Source organism: Streptomyces sp. NPDC002787 (assembly GCF_053592095.1).
The window spans coordinates 272,675-290,225 of sequence record NZ_JBSFVC010000003.1 but is presented as its reverse complement, the minus strand read 5'-3'; the positions used below and the strand labels follow the sequence as shown (position 1 = coordinate 290,225).

Sequence of the window (17,551 nt, the reverse complement as noted above, 5' to 3'; positions counted from 1 at the left end):
TCCTGGCAGGGACCTCACGTGGCGGTGTCGCCGGGCGCATCCGGACCGGGGGCGTCCCCGGGCCGGGGCAGGGCGCCCGGCGCTCCCTCTGTGGTGTCGCGAGCGGTTTCTCCGTGGGCGGGGCCCTTCAGGTCCCGGCCCGCCCGCTCGCTCTCGATGAGCTCGTTCAGCCAGCGCACTTCGCGCTCCACGGACTCCATCCCGTGGCGCTGGAGCTCAAGCGTGTAGTCGTCGAGGCGCTCCCGGGTGCGCGCCAGAGAGGCGCGCATCTTCTCCAGCCGTTCCTCCAACCGGCTGCGACGGCCCTCCAGGACGCGCATGCGCACATCACGGGAGGTCTGCCCGAAGAATGCGAAGCGAGCGGCGAAGTGCTCGTCCTCGTAGGCGTCGGGGCCCGTCTGCGAGAGCAGCTCCTCGAAGTGTTCCTTACCTTCCGCCGTCAACCGGTAGACGATCTTGGCGCGGCGGCCCGTGAGCGGTGCGGCGGCGGCATCCTCTGGGGCACCCCCCGACTCCTCGATCAACCAGCCGTTGGCGACCAGCGTCTTGAGGCAGGGGTAGAGCGTCCCGTAGCTGAACGCACGGAACACACCCAGTGACGTGTTGAGTCGTTTGCGCAGCTCGTAGCCGTGCATCGGGGCTTCGCGGAGCAGGCCGAGGACGGCGAACTCGAGGATCCCGGAGCGCCGGCTCATCGTCGCCTCCCCTCTCCCACTCGCGCTGGCGGCACGTTTATGCCGAGCTGATGTATCGACTCGATACATCCAGACGATAGAACGCCCCTACGGATGCGACAAGTGGGGACGCGGTGAACGGGATCACATCACCGATTAGTAGGAAGCAAGTTGCCTGATTTGGGGTGAAGTTCGGTGCCCAGTGGGTTTTGGCGGTGCGTAGTCTGTGCGGCATGCACACCACTGGGAACCGAGTGACGTTTGAGCACGTCGTCGTCCTAGGTGCGGTACGGATGAATACCCACACGACCGCATCCGTACTTCGGGGGGACCGGAAACCAGCCGCCGTTTCCAGGCGCGCACGGGTGCGCCTGCCCGAGGAGTAGTCGTTCGATGAGCGAGCACCGTCGCAAACCGCCGCAGCCGCAGGGAGGCGGACGTGCCGCGGCCCGACGCGGCCAGTCGGCGTCCTCCGGCCGCCGCGCGGCACCGCGGGGCGCCACCGGGTCACTTTCCGAGACCTATGGCTCGGGGGGTGAGGAGACCCAGTACGAGGGCCGCGCCGCGGTTCGACGAGCGGCGCAGAGAAGCACCGGCACCGGTCCGGGCGGCGGCCGTCGTAGAGCGGCCGAACCCGCGGGGCGCGGGCCCGGTCGTGGCCGTGGGCGCGCCGCCCCGCCAGGTAAGAAGCGTTTTATCGACTATCCGCGCGCCGGCAAGTACGGGGCGATGCGCTGGGTGCCCTCGTGGCGCCAGGTGACCGGAGTGTTCATCGGGTTCTTCGGATGCCTGGTGGCGGCGGCCGGCATCGGATACGCGGTCGTGGCCGTGCCCAACCCGGCCCAGGCCGCGACGGCGCAGAACAACGTCTACTACTGGTCGGACGGCTCCCAGATGGTCGCGACGGGTGGTGAGGTCAACCGTCAGATCATCGCGTACGAGAAAATTCCCAAGGAGATGCGGTACGCCGTCATCTCGGCCGAGAACAAGACGTTCGAGACCGACAGCGGCGTCGACCCGATGGGCATCGCCCGTGCCGTCGTCAACATGGCCAAGGGCGGTCAGACGCAGGGTGGTTCCACCATCACCCAGCAGTACGTGAAGAACGCGATGCTCGACGACCAGTCGCAGACCCTGTCGCGGAAGGTCAAGGAGCTCTTCATCTCGGTCAAGGTGGGTACCTCGGTCGAGAAGGAAGACATCATGCGGGGCTACCTGAACACCGCGTACTACGGACGCGGTGCCTACGGCATTCAGGCGGCCGCCCGCACGTACTTCGGCACGGACGCGGACAAGCTCAACGCGAGCCAGTGCGCCTTCCTCGCCGCCGTCCTCAAGGGCGCCACGTACTACGACCCGGCCGGCGCGACGTCGATCGACCCGGCGGCCACGCCGCAGGCCAACCTCAAGCGGGCCACGGAGCGCTGGAGCTGGATCCTCGACGAGATGGTCAAGGACAAGCATCTGTCCGCGGAGGATCGGGCGAAGTACTCCGAGTTCCCCAAGATCCAGAGCCCTCGGTCCAATGCCCAGCTCGGCGGCCAGATCGGTTACCTCGTCGACACGGCCAAGGGCTACATCCTCAACAACACGGACATCACGCAGAAGCAGCTCGAACAGGGTGGCTACGAGATCCACACGACCTTCGACAAGAACAAGGTCAAGGAGCTCGAGAAGGCCGTGAACAAGGTCCGCAAGGAGAACATCAAGCCGGACCTGCGTCCGGAGACCGACACCCATGTGCAGTTCGGTGGCGCGTCGGTGAGCCCGAAGTCGGGTGCCATCGAGGCGATCTACGGCGGTGAGGACGCCACCAAGCACTTCACCAACAACGCCGACGTCACGGGCGCACAGGTCGGTTCGACGTTCAAGCCCTTCGTCCTGGCGGCAGCCATGACCTGGGGCAAGCGTGACCCCGGTCTCGATCCGGACCAGGCGCAGGACGAGCGCACCATCGTCTCGCCGAAGAGCCTCTACAGCGGCAAGAACGATCTCAAGATCAGGGACTACAACGGCGACATCTGGACCAACGAAGAGGGCAAGGAGTGGCTGCAGGCCAACGACGGCGACGAGTCGTACGGCAGCCCACCGAAGTACCAGATCGATCTCCGTGAGGCGATGCGCGTCTCGGCGAACTCCGCCTTCGTCCAGCTGGGCATGGACGTCGGCCTGGACCGGGTGAAGGAAGCGGCCATCGAGGCGGGCCTCAAGAAAGGCAGCCTCACCGGCACCGGCTTCCCGTCCTTCTCGATCGGCATCTCCGATCCCAGCGCGATCCGTATGGCTGGCTCGTACGCGACCTTCGCCGCCAGTGGCAAGCAGAACGACCCGTTCTCCGTCAAGACGGTCGAGCATGAGGGTCTGACCGTGTTCGACCACGATGACGTCGCGGAGCCCAAGCGTGCCTTCACGTCGGAGGTCGCCGACAACGTCACCGACGTCCTCAAGACCGTCGTGGACGAGGGAACAGGTACCTCGGCCCAGCTGACCGGCCGTGAGGTGGCGGGCAAGACCGGTACCACCGACGGCAACAAGTCGGCCTGGTTCGTCGGGTACACGCCGCAGCTGTCGACAGCGATCAGCATGTACCGCATGGACGACGACGAGTCCAACAAGAACCGGACGTTCTTGGAGATGTACGGCACCGGTGGTCAAGAGACGATCCACGGTGCCTCGTTCCCGGCCGAGATCTGGCACGACTACATGGAGGACGCGCTCAAGGGCGTCCCGGCGAAGGACTTCCCGGAGCCCGAGCCAATCGGTGTGATCGTCAACGACGACCCGGACCCGATTCCCACCCCGACGGTGACCGAGTCGGAGGAGGAGAGCCCCGAGCCGAGCCCGACGCCGACCGAGAGCGAGATCCTGCCGTCTCCGTCCCCCAGCGAGGTCTGCACCAACCCGTTCGATCCCACCTGTGAGGAGCCCGGTGGTACGGACACGGGCGGTACAGACACCGGAGGTGTCGATGGTGGGGTGACCGCTTCACCGTCGGAGTCCGAGGAAGACACAAGAGGCAACCAGAACGGGGGCCTCTTCGGAGGCAACACCGGATAGCCCCCGCCCGGGGGGACGTGTTTCACGTGAAACAAGGGCCATCGCACCGATCTGGTGCGGTGGCCCTTGCCTTGTTCGCCGGGGGAATCAGACAGGGCGGCCTGAGAGGTGTTTCACGTGAAACATGAGCCCTCGCATGCGACGGGATGCGGTGGTCCTCGGCGTATCCCTAGGCGCGTACGGCAGGATGTGCGGCATGCCCAGTGCAGAGACGACGCGAGTGAGCGTGGACGAGCCGGAGCCGGTGCGGCCGACCAAGGAGGACGAGGTCGCTTCGACCGGCAGTGAGCTGATCGGTGGCCCGATCGGGCGGCGGGCACTGCTCGGCACGTCCTGGTGGACGCCGGTACGGGTCGTCGTACTCGTGGCGATCGGCATGTTCGCCCTCGGCATGGTGCAGAAGCTGCCCTGTTACGACGGAGCCTGGTTCTTCGGAGCCAGCTCCCAGTACACACACGCCTGCTACTCGGACATCCCGCACCTCTACCAGGGGCGTGGTTTCGCGGACGGCCTCGTGCCGTACTTCGACAAGATCCCCGGCGACATGGAGTACCTCGAGTACCCCGTGCTGACCGGTGTGTTCATGGAGGTCGCCGCCTGGCTCACCCCCGGCAGCGGCACCATCCAGGAGCAAGAGCAGTGGTACTGGATGGTCAATGCCGGGATGCTGATGGCGTGCGCGGCGGTCATCGCCGTCTGCTGTGCGCGCATCCACCGCCGGCGACCCTGGGACGGCCTTCTGGTGGCCCTGGCGCCCGCTTTCGCGCTGACCGCCACCATCAACTGGGACCTCCTCGCCGTGGCCCTGCTGGCCGCCGCGATGCTGATGTGGTCGCGCCATCGGCCTCTCGCCTTCGGTGTGCTGATCGGGCTTGCCACGGCTGCCAAGTTCTACCCGTTCCTGGTGCTCGGGCCGCTCTTCGTGCTGTGCTGGCGGGCGGGCAAGTGGCGCGCATACGGGACCGCCCTGCTCGGTGCCGTCGGGGCCTGGCTCGCGGTGAACCTTCCGGTGATGCTGCTGGCCCCCGAGGGGTGGGTGAAGTTCTATCGCTTCAGCCAGGAGCGCGGCGTCGACTTCGGCTCCTTCTTCCTCGTCATCGCGCAGCGGATGAACATCCAGATCACCGCCGAGACGGCGAACGCGTACGCGATGGTCTCGATGGTGCTTGTCTGCGCGGGCATCACGGCGCTCACGCTGACCGCCCCACGCCGCCCGCGCTTCGCTCAGCTCGCCTTCCTGATCGTCGCGGCCTTCATCCTCACCAACAAGGTCTACTCGCCGCAGTACGTGCTCTGGCTGGTCCCCCTCGCCGCGCTGGCCCGGCCTCGCTGGCGGGACTTCCTGATCTGGCAGGCGTGCGAGGTCGCGTACTTCCTGGGGATCTGGATGTATCTCGCGTACACCACCAGCGGCGATGCCCACAAGGGTCTGCCTGCCGAGGGCTACCAACTCGCCATCGTGGCCCACCTGTTGGGGACGCTCTATCTGTGTCTCGTCGTCGTGCGTGACATCTTCATGCCGGACCGGGACATGGTGCGCCGGGCCGGCGACGACGATCCCTCCGGCGGGGTGCTCGACGGCGCGGAGGACGTCCATGTCTACGGCGCGGCGGCTCGTCCCCCGCGGCACGCGATGCACTTCGAGGGGCCGCAGGTGGAGTGGGGCAGCCGTGGCCCGAGAGACGGTTCGCCCTGAGCGAACAACGCACAGGCGGACGACGCGGAAGGCCGTACACGAGAACTCGTGTACGGCCTTCCGCGCGGCCACTGGTCGATCCCGCTCGCCGATCCGCTTCTCCGCCCCTGGAGAGGCGAGGGCTCAGCGGTCGACGATGCGGTCGAACTGGGTGGTGGTGTGGCGCAGATGAGCCACCAGCTCCTCACCGACCTTCGGCTCCGGGGCGTCCGACGGCACGAAGAGGATCGACACCTGCATGTGGGGTGGTTCGGCGAACCAGCGCTGCTTGCCGCCCCAGACGAACGGAGAAAGGTTCCGGTTGACTGTCGCGAGGCCCGCGCGGGCGACACCCTTGGCGCGCGGCATGACGCCGTGCATGGCCTTGGGGGCCTCCAGACCCACCCCGTGCGACGTACCGCCCGCCACGACGACAAGGAAGCCGTCGGAGGCCGCCTTCTGCTGGCGGTAACCGAAACGGTCGCCCTTGGCTACTCGCGTGACGTCCAGTACGGCCCCGCGGTACTCGGTCGCCTCGTGGTCGCCCAGCCACAGCCGCGTGCCGATACGGGCCCGGAAGTGAGTCTGCGGGAACTGCTGCTGGAGACGAATGAGTTCCTCGGCCTTGAGGTGGCTGACGAACATCGTGTGCAGCGGGAGGCGGGCCGCGCGCAGGCGGTCCATCCAGCCGATGACCTCCTCGACGGCGTCCGAGCCGTCGGTGCGGTCCAGCGGCAGGTGGATGGCGAAGCCCTCCAGACGCACGTTCTCTATGGCCGCGTGGAGCTGCGGCAGCTCCTGCTCGCTCACGCCGTGCCGCTTCATCGAGGACATGACCTCGATGACGACGCGGGCGCCCACCAGGCCGTACACGCCGTCGACCGACGACACGGAGCGGATGACGCGGTCGGGCAGTGGTACGGGCTCTTCAGCGCGTCGGTAGGGCGTCAGCACCAGCAGGTCGCCGCTGAACCAGTCCTTGATCCGGGCCGCCTCGTACGTGGTGCCGACGGCGAGGACGTCCGACCCGAGGCGCGTGGCCTCTTCCGCCAGCTTCTCGTGCCCGAAGCCGTAGCCGTTGCCCTTGCAGACGGGGACGAGTCCCGGGAACTGCTCCTGAACGTGCTTGTGGTGTGCCCGCCAGCGCGCGGTGTCGACGTAGAGCGTGAGCGCCATGGCCGGTCCCGGAACCTTTCTAGTGGCTGCGGTGTATCAGAGGTATGGAAGCAAAAACGGGGGCGTCAGCGGCGCGACATGTAGATGTCGAGCGCCTTGTGGAGCAGCTTGTTCAGCGGGAAGTCCCACTCACCGAGGTATTCGGCGGCCTGGCCGCCCGTGCCCACCTTGAACTGGATCAGGCCGAAGAGGTGATCCGTCTCGTCCAGGGAGTCGGAGATGCCGCGCAGGTCGTAGACGGTCGCACCGAGGGCGTACGCGTCGCGCAGCATGCGCCACTGCATCGCGTTCGAGGGCCGGACTTCACGTCCGATGTTGTCCGAGGCGCCGTACGAGTACCAGACGTGCCCGCCGACGACCAGCATCGTGGCGGCGGACAAGTTCACGCCGTTGTGCCGGGCGAAGTAGAGCCGCATGCGGTTGGGGTCCTCGGTGTTGAGGGCCGTCCACATGCGCTGGAAGTACGACAGCGGGCGGGGCCGGAAGCGGTCGCGCACGGCCGTGATCTCGTACAACCGCTGCCACTCCTCCAAGTCGTGGTAGCCGCCCTGGACGACCTCGACGCCCGCCTTCTCGGCCTTCTTGATGTTGCGGCGCCACAGCTGGTTGAAGTTCTTGTGGACCTCTTCCAGGGAACGGTTGGCGAGCGGCACCTGGTAGACGTAGCGAGGCTGTACGTCGCCGAAGCCGGCCCCGCCGTCCTCGCCCTGCTGCCAGCCCATGCGGCGCAGCTTGTCGGCGACCTCGAAGGCACGCGGTTCGATGAAGTCCGCCTCGATGTCGCGCAGGCGCTTCACGTCCGGATTCTGGATGCCCGCCTTGATGGAGGTGGCCTCCCAGCGCCGGATGATCACCGGCGGGCCCATCTTCACCGAGAAGGCACCCTGGTGCTTCAGGTGCGCCAGCATCGGCTCCAGCCAGTCGATGAGGTTCGGCGCGAACCAGTTGATGACCGGACCCTCGGGCAGATAGGCGAGGTAGCGCTTGATCTTGGGCAGCTGGCGGTACAGCACCAGGCCGGCACCGACCATCTCACCGGTCTTGCCGTCGAACCACCCGAGGCTCTCGGAGCGCCACTCGGCCTTGACGTCGGCCCAGGCCGGGACCTGCATGTGGCTAGCCGCGGGCAGGCTCTGGATGTACGCCAGATGCTGCTCTCGGCTGATCGTCCTCAGGGTCAGGCTCATTCGGGGCGCTCCTCGGGCTGGTGTGTCCCCATGGGTACAGGGGCTCCGGCTCTCGCGCCGAAGCCTACTGCGCCCCGCGGGCGGCCCGGATGGCCGTATGGAACCTGGGCCTTGGCCGATGCGCGGCCAGGACGTCAGGTGGTGTTATTCGGCCGCTTGGTCCGATGTAAGGCAGTGGACGGCGAGGGGCTCGGTCCGCCGTCCACGCGGCCGGGGTACGGAGTCAGCCGAAGAGGCCTCCATGTGCCATGCCGAGGAAGAAACCGACGGCGGAGGCACCGAGACCCACGATCAGACCGAAGCGTTCACGGGTGGTCTCCGAGATGAACTGCCCGTACGCGCCGGTCAGGATTCCCACCAGGCCCGTCCAGGAACTGAGCAGGTGCAGATGGTGGAACATCGCCGTGATGAAGGAGACCGCCCCGAGCGCGAGCGTCACGGCGAGCAGGGTGTCCTGCACGGGGTGGGGCTTGTCGTCGGTGGCGAGCAGAGAGCCGGCGATGTTGGGTCGCAATGTCTGTGCCATGGGGCACCTCCTGCGGAAGGCGGCGCATCGTAGCGCCATACACACCCGATGTGTACAGACTGACGGTCACCACCCCCGGATTTCAACCGGAAGCGGGTGTGCGGGTAGTCTGTACCGTCTGCACCGGTGTCTGCCCAGGCCATGACAGGGATCCCCCAGCGGGGACCCCCGATTGTCAGTGGCGGCCGATACCGTTGCGTACGCATCACAACCCTCCTGCCACGGAACGACCGTGGCCGCTGAGTCCAAAGGAGGTGGGTTCCACATGCGTCACTACGAGGTGATGGTCATCCTCGACCCCGATCTGGAGGAGCGCGCTGTCGCCCCCCTGATCGAGAACTTCCTCTCCGTCGTCCGTGAGGGCAACGGGAAGGTCGAGAAGGTCGACACCTGGGGCCGTCGTCGTCTCTCGTACGAGATCAAGAAGAAGCCTGAGGGCATCTACTCGGTCATCGACCTGCAGGCCGAGCCTGCGGTCGTCAAGGAGCTCGACCGCCAGATGAACCTGAACGAGTCGGTCCTCCGGACCAAGGTCCTCCGTCCCGAGACCCACTGAGCTCTTTCGCTCAGTTGATCCCGGGATCCGAGTAGCAGCACAAGCAGCCAGCAGCAAACCCGCCGAGAGGTTCCCCCATGGCAGGCGAGACCGTCATCACGGTCGTCGGCAATCTTGTCGACGACCCCGAGCTGCGCTTCACCCCTTCCGGTGCGGCGGTCGCGAAGTTCCGTGTCGCGTCCACCCCCCGCACCTTCGACCGTCAGACGAACGAGTGGAAGGACGGCGAGAGCCTGTTCCTGACCTGCTCGGTCTGGCGTCAGGCGGCGGAGAACGTCGCCGAGTCGCTCCAGCGAGGCATGCGCGTCATCGTGCAGGGCCGGCTGAAGCAGCGGTCCTACGAGGACCGTGAGGGCGTCAAGCGCACGGTCTACGAGCTGGACGTCGAGGAAGTCGGCGCCAGCCTGCGCAGTGCCACGGCCAAGGTCACCAAGACCGCCGGCCGCGGTGGCCAGGGCCAGGGTGGTTACGGCGGCGGTGGCGGTGGCGGTGGCGGCCAGGGTGGTGGCGGCTGGGGCGGAGGCCCCGGTGGTGGCCAGCAGGGCGGCGGCGCTCCCGCTGACGACCCGTGGGCCAGCGGCGCTCCCGCCGGTGGCAACCAGGGCGGTGGCGGCGGCTGGGGCGGAAGCTCCGGCGGCGGTGGCGGCTACTCGGACGAGCCCCCCTTCTAAGACCCCTTGGGCCGGAGCACCGGTCATTGAGGTCGAGGGCGGGGCCGTACCCCACACTTCTTGATCACACAGGAGAATCACCATGGCGAAGCCGCCTGTGCGCAAGCCGAAGAAGAAGGTCTGCGCTTTCTGCAAGGACAAGGTCACGTACGTGGACTACAAGGACACGAACATGCTGCGGAAGTTCATTTCCGACCGCGGCAAGATCCGTGCCCGCCGCGTGACCGGCAACTGCACGCAGCACCAGCGTGACGTCGCCACGGCCGTCAAGAACAGCCGTGAGATGGCGCTGCTGCCCTACACGTCCACCGCGCGCTAAAGGAAGGGTGACCGACCAATGAAGATCATCCTTACCCACGAGGTCTCCGGCCTCGGCGCTGCCGGCGACGTCGTCGACGTCAAGGACGGTTACGCTCGCAACTACCTGATCCCGCGGAAGTTCGCTATCCGCTGGACCAAGGGTGGCGAGAAGGACGTCGAGCAGATTCGTCGTGCTCGCAAGATCCACGAGATCCAGACCATCGAGCAGGCCAACCAGGTCAAGGGTCAGCTGGAGGCCGTCAAGGTCCGTCTGGCTGTCCGCTCCGGCGACGCCGGTCGTCTCTTCGGTTCCGTCACCCCGGCCGACATCGCTTCCGCGATCAAGGCTTCCGGTGGCCCCGAGGTCGACAAGCGCCGCATCGAGCTGACTGCTCCGATCAAGACGCTGGGCGCCCACGAGACGTCCGTGCGTCTGCACCCCGAGGTTGCCGCCAAGGTCAACATCGAGGTTGTCGCGGCCTAAGGGCTGCACTCGCTGAATTGGCGTATGGGGCCGCACCCGTGAAGGGTGCGGCCCCACATGCTTGTCAGGTTCTTTGCTGACCGGTGTGGGCCGACTCAGGATTGACCGCCAAGCGGCTGTTTCACGTGAAACAGCGTGAAGTGGGCGATGTTTCACGTGAAACGAAGCGGGACCTTGGCGAGACTCTCAGCGTGTAGCTCCGGTGACGATCCAGAGGCCGGAGCGGGAGCGCAGCCACAGAGTCAGCAGGCGCGTCGCCATCATCAGCGTCATGGCACCCCACAGGGCGGTCAGGCCACCACCGAAGGTGGGGACGAGCAAAGCAGCCGGGATGAAGACAGCCAAGGTCAGCAACATGGCCCGGGCCAGGTAGGGGCCATCGCCCGCGCCCATCAGCACGCCGTCGAGCACAAAGACGATCCCGGAGATCGGCTGAGCGAGCGCCACCACGATGAGGGCGGGCAGCGCGGCTTGCTCAACTGCAGGGTCGCCCGTGAAGAGCGGGATGAACAAGGGGCGGGCGACGAACACGAGGACTCCGAGCACGGCACCCGTGGCGATCCCCCACTGCACCATGCGGCGGCAGGCCTCGCGGGCGCCCTGAGTGTCGCCCGCCCCGAGGTAGCGGCCGATGATGGCTTGCCCGGCTATGGCGATCGCGTCCAGGGCGAAGGCAAGCAGACTCCAGAGCGAGAGGATGATCTGGTGCGCGGCGATGTCCTCGTCCCCGAGCCGGGCGGCGACGGCAGTGGCGATCATGAGAATCGCGCGCAGTGAGAGCGTACGGACCAGCAGGGGCATTCCGGCCTGGGCCGAGGCACGTATGCCGACAGCGTCCGGACGAAGTGAGGCGCCGTGTCTACGTGCTCCCCGGACGACGACCCAGAGGTATGCGGCGGCCATGCCGACCTGGGCGATGACCGTGCCCCAGGCGGATCCTGCTATGCCCAGGTCGGCGCCGTAGACAAGGCCCGCGTTCAGGGCTCCATTGGCGACGAAGCCCGCGACGGCGACGTACAGAGGTGTCTTCGTGTCCTGCAGGCCGCGCAGAACACCGGTGGCGGCGAGCACAACGAGCATGGCCGGGATGCCCAGGGCGGAGATGCGCAAATACGTCGTGGCATAGGGAGCCGCTGTGTCCGAGGAGCCGAAGAGCGCCACGAGCGCGGGCGCTGTGGGGACGACGACGATGACGACGGCAGCGCCGAGAAGGAGGGCGAGCCAGATACCGTCCATGCCCTGGCGGATGGCGGCCCGCAGATCACCGGCTCCGACCCGCCGGGCCACGGCGGCCGTGGTGGCGTACGCCAGGAAGACGAAGACGCTCACCGCGGTGACGAGGAGGGCCGAGGCGACGCCGAGTCCGGCCAGCTGCGCGGTGCCGAGGTGGCCCACGATTGCCGTGTCGACCATCAGAAAAAGAGGTTCGGCGACGAGCGCGCCGAAGGCCGGAACGGCCAGCGTGACGATCTCTCGATCGTGCCGACGCCGAGTGGCCCTGGGGGTCGCGGAAGCCTGTGTCATGACCACCAATCTAATCTTCCACAGGTAAGAGATGCAATGGACTAGTGACTATTACAGTTCGCTTGGTCGGACACACTGTCGTGCGCTGATCGTGACGATCTCGAGTGAGTCGGGAAAGTTTTTCTTCTGCACAGCCGGTGGACGGTAAAGAGGCAGGTCAGGGCCGATCTGTCGGTGCGGGCGAGGTCTTGTTCACAGGCCTGTCCACCGAGTCGTGCACAGGTTTCGCGGGGTTCTCCACAGCATCTGGGCCGTCGTCCACATGGCCTGTGGATAACCAGATTGGCTGACGGTGCCGACGGGCCTACGGTGGTGCGGCGCCCGCTCCTCGGCAGATCACGGAAACCTCGCAAAACCGACGCGCCAGAACCGGAGTTGGGCGTCTCATTTGTCAGTGTCGTGCCGTAGAAATGAGAAGCACGGCGAGGTCCGCTCGGCGGACGGGAGGAGGTCGCTCGGTGAGCATTTCCGAGCCCCTGGACGACCCGTGGGCCGACAGCGGACCCAGTGATCGCCTGCCCGCCTCCCGCCGACGCCCCGACGGCGGCCGGGGCAGGGACGAGCAGCATGACCGAGGCCGGGACAACGGTGAGTGGGACGGCGGAGGTTCGGCCTTCGAGCGCGTGCCCCCGCAGGATCTCGACGCCGAGCAGTCCGTTCTCGGCGGCATGCTGCTGTCCAAGGACGCCATCGCCGATGTGGTCGAGATCCTCAAGGGCCCCGACTTCTACAAGCCGGCGCACGAGACGATCTACCAGGCGATCCTCGATGTCTACGCCAAGGGCGAGCCCGCCGACCCGATCACCATCGCCGCCGAGCTCACCAAGCGCGGCGAGATCACCAAGGTCGGCGGTGCCTCTTATCTGCACACCCTCGTCCAGACGGTGCCGACGGCGGCGAACGCGGAGTACTACGCGGAGATCGTCCACGAGCGGGCCGTCCTGCGCCGCCTGGTCGAGGCCGGCACCCGCATCACCCAGATGGGATACGCGGCCGACGACGACGTCGACGAGATCGTCAACAGGGCTCAGGCCGAGATCTTCGCGGTCACCGAGCAGCGCACCACCGAGGACTATCTGCCGCTCGGCGACATCATGGAGGGCGCGCTCGACGAGATCGAGGCGATCGGTTCACGGTCGGGGGAGATGACCGGTGTGCCGACCGGCTTCACCGACCTCGATCAGCTCACCAACGGTCTGCACCCGGGCCAGATGATCATCATCGCGGCCCGTCCCGCCATGGGTAAGTCGACGCTGGCGCTGGACTTCGCACGGGCCTGTTCGATCAAGCACAACATGCCGAGCGTCATCTTCTCGCTCGAAATGGGGCGTAACGAGATCGCGATGCGTCTGTTGTCGGCCGAGGCGCGCGTGGCTCTGCATCACATGCGGTCCGGGACGATGACCGACGAGGACTGGACGCGCCTCGCCCGCCGAATGCCGGACGTCTCGGCCGCGCCGCTCTACATCGACGACTCCCCGAACCTGTCGATGATGGAGATCCGCGCCAAGTGCCGGCGTTTGAAGCAGCGTAACGATCTGAAGCTCGTCATCATCGACTATCTGCAGCTCATGCAGTCCGGCGGTAAGCGGTCCGAGAGCCGTCAGCAGGAGGTCTCGGACATGTCGCGAAACCTGAAGCTGCTGGCCAAGGAGCTGGAGCTGCCGGTGATCGCGCTGTCCCAGCTCAACCGTGGTCCTGAGCAGCGTACGGACAAGAAGCCCATGGTCTCCGACCTGCGTGAGTCGGGCTCGATCGAGCAGGACGCGGACATGGTGATCCTGCTGCACCGCGAGGACGCGTACGAGAAGGAGTCGCCGCGCGCGGGCGAGGCCGACATCATCGTGGGCAAGCACCGTAACGGTCCGACAGCCACCATCACGGTCGCCTTCCAGGGCCACTACTCGCGGTTCGTGGACATGGCGCAGACCTGATCCGAGGGAAATGCGCTCGACGTGCGTTGCCGGGCCCGGTGGACTGGGCGCATGACAACACCTCAGGAAGAGCTGCTGCCCGCCACGCGCCGGGCTCTGCTGCACCGAATCGCCGTCGCTCAGGCCGAGGGGCGGGCACCGTCGCTGGTCGCGGCAGTGGCCCGGGGCGGGGAGACGGTGTGGAGCGGGGCGCGGACGTCCGTGGAGGGACACGGGCCCGATACGAATGTGCAGTACCGGATCGGCTCGATCACCAAGACCTTCACCGCCGTTCTGGTCCTGCGCCTGCGTGACGAGAGCGTCTTGGATCTTGGCGATCCGTTGGAGAAGCATCTGCCGGGTACCGGCGCGGGGGAGGCCACCATCGCCGAACTTCTCTCCCACACGGGCGGACTGGCGGCCGAGACGCCCTCGCCCTGGTGGGAGCGCACCCCCGGCTCCCTGCGTCCCGAACTCACGGATGTGCTGGGCGAGCACCCCCACCGGCATCCCGTCGGCCGCCGCTTCCACTACTCCAACCCCGGCTTCACCCTCCTCGGCGCACTCGTCGAGCAGTTGCGGGGCGCTCCCTGGGAAGACGTCCTGCGACGCGAGGTGCTCGAACCGCTGAGCCTGCACCGTACGACCTGGCACCCGGAGGCACCGCATGCCGGTGGCTGGGCCGTGCATCCCTGGGCCGATGTGATGCTGCCGGAGCAGGTTGAGGATCTGGGCCGGATGGGGCCAGCCGGTCAACTCTGGTCCACGGCTGCGGACTTGGCCCGTTTCGCGGTCTTTCTGGCCAAGGGGGACGGCCGAGTGCTCAGCGCGGAGTCCCTCCGGGAGATGCGGACGCCGGCTGCGCCGGGGGAGGCCGCCGATGTGGCGGCAGGCTCGGCGTACGGGCTCGGGATGCAGCTTCAACACCGGGACGGCCGGTTCCTCGTCGGCCACGGCGGTTCGGTTCCGGGTTTCCTCGCACAGCTCACCATGAGCGTCGAGGACGATGTGGCAGCCGTCGTGCTGACCAACTGCACCTCCGGGCCGGTGGTCTCGGAGGTGGCCGCCGATCTCGTGCGCATTGTGGCGGAGGCGGAGCCCCGGATCCCCGAGCCGTGGCGGCCATTGCCCGAACTGGACCGTTCGGTCCTGGAGCTGGCCGGACCTTGGTACTGGGGCACGTACAGCTTCGTGCTGCGGCTCGTCGCCGACGGCGGTGTCTCACTGGAGCCGTTGTCCGCCACTCTGCGCGGCGCTCACTTCCGGCGCAACAACGACGGCAGTTGGACCGGGCTCAACGGATACTTCGCCGGAGAGCTCCTGCGGGCGGTACGAAGGCCGGACGGGACCGTGAGCCATCTGGACCTCGGGTCGTTCGTGTTCACGCGTCAGCCGTACGAGGAGGGGGCTCCGGTGCCGGGTGGAGTGGATCCCGAGGGGTGGCGCGGGATCTCGTAGCGTCGTTCGACGGTGGTGGGGTCATGTTTCACGTGAAACATGACCCCACTCGCATCATTGGGCCGCTCCTCAGAGCGGCAGCTTGAAGCCCACATGGGAAGCCTCGAAGCCGAGCCGCTCGTAGAAGCGGTGCGCGTCGGTGCGCGTGGCGTCGGACGTCAGCTGTACCAATTGGCAGCCCTGCTGCCGTGACGCGTCGATCGCCCACTCGATGAGCTGCGTGCCGAGACCGCTGCCGCGCTCATCGGCGTGGACACGTACACCCTCGATGATCGAGCGGGTGGAGCCGCGCCGGGAGAGCCCAGGAATGACCGTCAGCTGGAGCGTGCCGATGACACGGCCCTCGCGGACGGCGACCACCAGGTGCTGGTTCGGGTCGCCGTTCAGGCGCTCCAGTGCGGTGACGTAGGGGACTAGGTCGTCCGGCGACTCGCGCTGAGCCCCCAGGGGGTCATCGGCCAGCATCGTGACGATGGCAGGCAGGTCGCCCTCGGTCGCCGGGCGGATTTCAAGATCTCCCATACCTGCACCCTATGCGGGCATGTTCAGGGACTCCACGACGCGGACCAGAGGGGCCAGTTCGGGATTCTTCGCGGCCTCGTCGAGGGCCTCGCGCAAGGCGGCGTCGTTGGTGGGGCGGGCCTCTGTGAGGAGTTTCAGGCCGGCTTCGGAGACGTCGGTGTAGATACCTCGGCGGTCGGTCGGGCACAGATAGCGCGCGAGCAGCCCGCGGTCCTCGAGCCGGGTGACCAGCCGGGTGGTGGCGCTCTGGCTGAGGACGACCGCGTCGGCGACCTGCTTCATCTGGAGGTGCCCGCCCTCCCCGTCGTGCTGGCGGCTGAGCACGTCGAGCAGGGAGTACTCACGCACGCTCAGATCGTGCGCGGACTGCAGTGCGCGTTCGATGCGCGCCTCGATCCTCCCGTGCAGGAGGGAGAGGGCACACCAGCCCTGGGCCAGGGCGGTGAGAGCAGGGTCCGTCGTTGTCATCGGTTCCTCCGTCCCGGAGCGGCTGAAGTCCAGGATAGGGCACCTCCGCAATTGCCCGCGATCACAGATAGAGAGCGTCTGCAATTATTGTGTACGCTTCCATGGCGCATACGCAATCAAATGGAAGGTGTACCTCCCCATGCCTCTCGCGCTTCTGGCTCTCGCGATCGGGGCCTTCGGCATCGGCACGACAGAGTTCGTGATCATGGGTGTGCTGCCCGAGGTCGCGGAAGACTTCGCTGTCTCCATCCCGACTGCGGGCTTCCTGGTGACCGGCTACGCACTCGGGGTCGTGTTCGGAGCGCCGATCATGACCGCACTGGGTACGAGGGTGTCCCGCAAACGGATGCTCATGCTGCTGATGGGACTGTTCATCGCGGGCAACCTGCTCTCCGTGGTCGCCCCCGCCTACTCCGTCATGCTGGTCGGCCGGGTGGTCGCCTCGCTCGCGCACGGGGCCTTCTTCGGTATCGGCTCGGTGGTCGCAGCCGACCTCGTCGCCCCGGACCGGAAGGCCGGTGCCATCGCGATGATGTTCAGCGGTCTGACCGTCGCGAACGTCGTCGGGGTCCCGCTCGGCACTTTGATCGGGCAGTCCGTGGGCTGGCGGATCACTTTCGCCGGGGTCGCCGCGCTGGGCGTCGTCGGACTGCTGGGCATCGCCCGGCTGGTCCCCGAGATACCCAGGCCGGAGGGTGTACGCCTGCGCCATGAACTGGCCGCTTTCAAGAACGCCCAGGTCCTGCTCGCCATGGCGATGACCGTGCTGGGATTCGGCGGAGTCTTCGCGGCCATCACCTACATCGCGCCGATGATGATCCAAGTCGCCGGCTTCGCCGACTCCTCCGTCACATGGCTTCTCGTCCTGCTCGGCCTCGGCATGGTCGGCGGCAATCTCGTGGGTGGTACATATGCGGACCGCGCGCTGATGCCCTTGCTGTATGTCTCACTGGGAGCCCTGGCCGTCGTCCTCGCGCTGTTCTCGCTCACCGCGCACAACAAGATCGCTGCGGCGGTGACCCTTACGCTGGTCGGCGCTCTGGGCTTCGCGAGCGTTCCGCCGCTGCAGAAGCGGGTCCTCGACCAGGCGCACGGGGCACCCACACTGGCCTCGGCCATGAACATCGCTGCCTTCAACCTCGGTAACGCGCTCGCTGCCTGGCTGGGCGGCCTCGTCATCGGCGCGGGCCTCGGCTACACGGCCCCCAACTGGGTCGGAGCGGCCCTGGCGGCCAGTGCTCTCGCGTTGGCGTTCGTCTCGGCGACGCTCGAGCGCAAGGAGACCGTCGCCGGCACTGTGGTCGCGGGAGCGGTCACGGCCGAACAGCGGGCCGCCATCCATCGGTGATGGTCGTCCGAC

16 protein-coding genes are annotated in these 17,551 nt (G+C 67.2%); 9 read left to right on the top strand and 7 right to left on the bottom strand.

All coding sequences use genetic code 11. The features are described from left to right. Positions 1-14 precede the first annotated feature (14 nt). Positions 15-695, bottom strand: coding sequence for a helix-turn-helix transcriptional regulator (locus tag ACWD26_RS05390; protein WP_451266405.1), 681 nt, complete (start codon positions 693-695; stop codon positions 15-17). 372 nt (positions 696-1,067) lie between these two features. On the opposite strand from ACWD26_RS05390, the gene ACWD26_RS05385 reads away from it, so the two are divergent. Both ACWD26_RS05385 and ACWD26_RS05380 read left to right on the top strand, forming a co-directional pair. Further along, complete coding sequence (locus ACWD26_RS05385) at positions 1,068-3,731, top strand: transglycosylase domain-containing protein (protein ID WP_451266403.1); 2,664 nt, start codon at positions 1,068-1,070, stop codon at positions 3,729-3,731. A 187-nt stretch (positions 3,732-3,918) separates the two neighbouring features. Next, positions 3,919-5,427, top strand: a complete 1,509-nt coding sequence (locus tag ACWD26_RS05380; protein ID WP_451266656.1) for a glycosyltransferase family 87 protein — start codon at positions 3,919-3,921, stop codon at positions 5,425-5,427. Between the two features lie 123 nt (positions 5,428-5,550). Here the strand turns inward: ACWD26_RS05380 and ACWD26_RS05375 are convergent, their stop codons facing one another. The 3 genes from ACWD26_RS05375 to ACWD26_RS05365 form a co-directional block, all read right to left on the bottom strand. Next, positions 5,551-6,582 carry an alanine racemase gene (locus tag ACWD26_RS05375; protein WP_451266401.1) on the bottom strand — a complete coding sequence of 344 codons (1,032 nt, stop codon included), beginning with the start codon at positions 6,580-6,582 and terminating at the stop codon, positions 5,551-5,553. 65 nt (positions 6,583-6,647) lie between these two features. Beyond that, complete coding sequence (gene femX, locus ACWD26_RS05370; RefSeq protein WP_451266399.1) at positions 6,648-7,769, bottom strand: peptidoglycan bridge formation glycyltransferase FemX; 1,122 nt, start codon at positions 7,767-7,769, stop codon at positions 6,648-6,650. A 223-nt stretch (positions 7,770-7,992) separates the two neighbouring features. Next, positions 7,993-8,295, bottom strand: coding sequence for a hypothetical protein (locus tag ACWD26_RS05365; RefSeq protein WP_451266397.1), 303 nt, complete (start codon positions 8,293-8,295; stop codon positions 7,993-7,995). Between the two features lie 265 nt (positions 8,296-8,560). Between ACWD26_RS05365 and rpsF the strand changes: the two genes are divergently transcribed. The 4 genes from rpsF to rplI all read left to right on the top strand — a co-directional run bounded on the left by rpsF (position 8,561) and on the right by rplI (position 10,306). Then, on the top strand, positions 8,561-8,851 hold the full coding sequence (rpsF, locus tag ACWD26_RS05360; protein WP_005482942.1) for a 30S ribosomal protein S6: 291 nt from the start codon (positions 8,561-8,563) through the stop codon (positions 8,849-8,851). A gap of 77 nt (positions 8,852-8,928) precedes the next feature. Beyond that, entirely contained in the window at positions 8,929-9,522 is a 594-nt protein-coding gene (locus tag ACWD26_RS05355) for a single-stranded DNA-binding protein (protein ID WP_451266395.1), read from the top strand. Between the two features lie 82 nt (positions 9,523-9,604). Beyond that, entirely contained in the window at positions 9,605-9,841 is a 237-nt protein-coding gene (gene rpsR, locus ACWD26_RS05350) for a 30S ribosomal protein S18 (protein ID WP_003949403.1), read from the top strand. 18 nt (positions 9,842-9,859) lie between these two features. Then, positions 9,860-10,306, top strand: coding sequence for a 50S ribosomal protein L9 (gene rplI, locus ACWD26_RS05345; RefSeq protein ID WP_142153548.1), 447 nt, complete (start codon positions 9,860-9,862; stop codon positions 10,304-10,306). A 186-nt stretch (positions 10,307-10,492) separates the two neighbouring features. Here the strand turns inward: rplI and ACWD26_RS05340 are convergent, their stop codons facing one another. Then, the gene (locus ACWD26_RS05340) at positions 10,493-11,839 is read right to left on the bottom strand and encodes an MATE family efflux transporter (protein ID WP_451266393.1); all 1,347 of its coding nucleotides are present in this window, start codon (positions 11,837-11,839) and stop codon (positions 10,493-10,495) included. A gap of 449 nt (positions 11,840-12,288) precedes the next feature. On the opposite strand from ACWD26_RS05340, the gene dnaB reads away from it, so the two are divergent. Both dnaB and ACWD26_RS05330 read left to right on the top strand, forming a co-directional pair. After that, the gene (gene dnaB / locus ACWD26_RS05335) at positions 12,289-13,764 is read left to right on the top strand and encodes a replicative DNA helicase (RefSeq protein ID WP_451266391.1); all 1,476 of its coding nucleotides are present in this window, start codon (positions 12,289-12,291) and stop codon (positions 13,762-13,764) included. 51 nt (positions 13,765-13,815) lie between these two features. Continuing rightward, the gene (locus tag ACWD26_RS05330) at positions 13,816-15,201 is read left to right on the top strand and encodes a serine hydrolase domain-containing protein (RefSeq protein ID WP_451266389.1); all 1,386 of its coding nucleotides are present in this window, start codon (positions 13,816-13,818) and stop codon (positions 15,199-15,201) included. Positions 15,202-15,270: 69 nt separating this feature from the next. Here ACWD26_RS05330 and ACWD26_RS05325 read toward each other — a convergent pair whose 3' ends face one another. Both ACWD26_RS05325 and ACWD26_RS05320 read right to left on the bottom strand, forming a co-directional pair. Next, entirely contained in the window at positions 15,271-15,723 is a 453-nt protein-coding gene (locus ACWD26_RS05325) for an N-acetyltransferase family protein (RefSeq protein WP_451266387.1), read from the bottom strand. A 9-nt stretch (positions 15,724-15,732) separates the two neighbouring features. Beyond that, positions 15,733-16,191 (bottom strand): MarR family winged helix-turn-helix transcriptional regulator, encoded by a 459-nt coding sequence (locus ACWD26_RS05320; protein WP_451266385.1) that lies wholly within the window; start codon positions 16,189-16,191, stop codon positions 15,733-15,735. 139 nt (positions 16,192-16,330) lie between these two features. Here ACWD26_RS05320 and ACWD26_RS05315 point away from each other — a divergent pair, with 139 nt between their 5' ends. Next, positions 16,331-17,539 (top strand): MFS transporter, encoded by a 1,209-nt coding sequence (locus tag ACWD26_RS05315; protein ID WP_451266383.1) that lies wholly within the window; start codon positions 16,331-16,333, stop codon positions 17,537-17,539. Positions 17,540-17,551 lie beyond the last annotated feature (12 nt).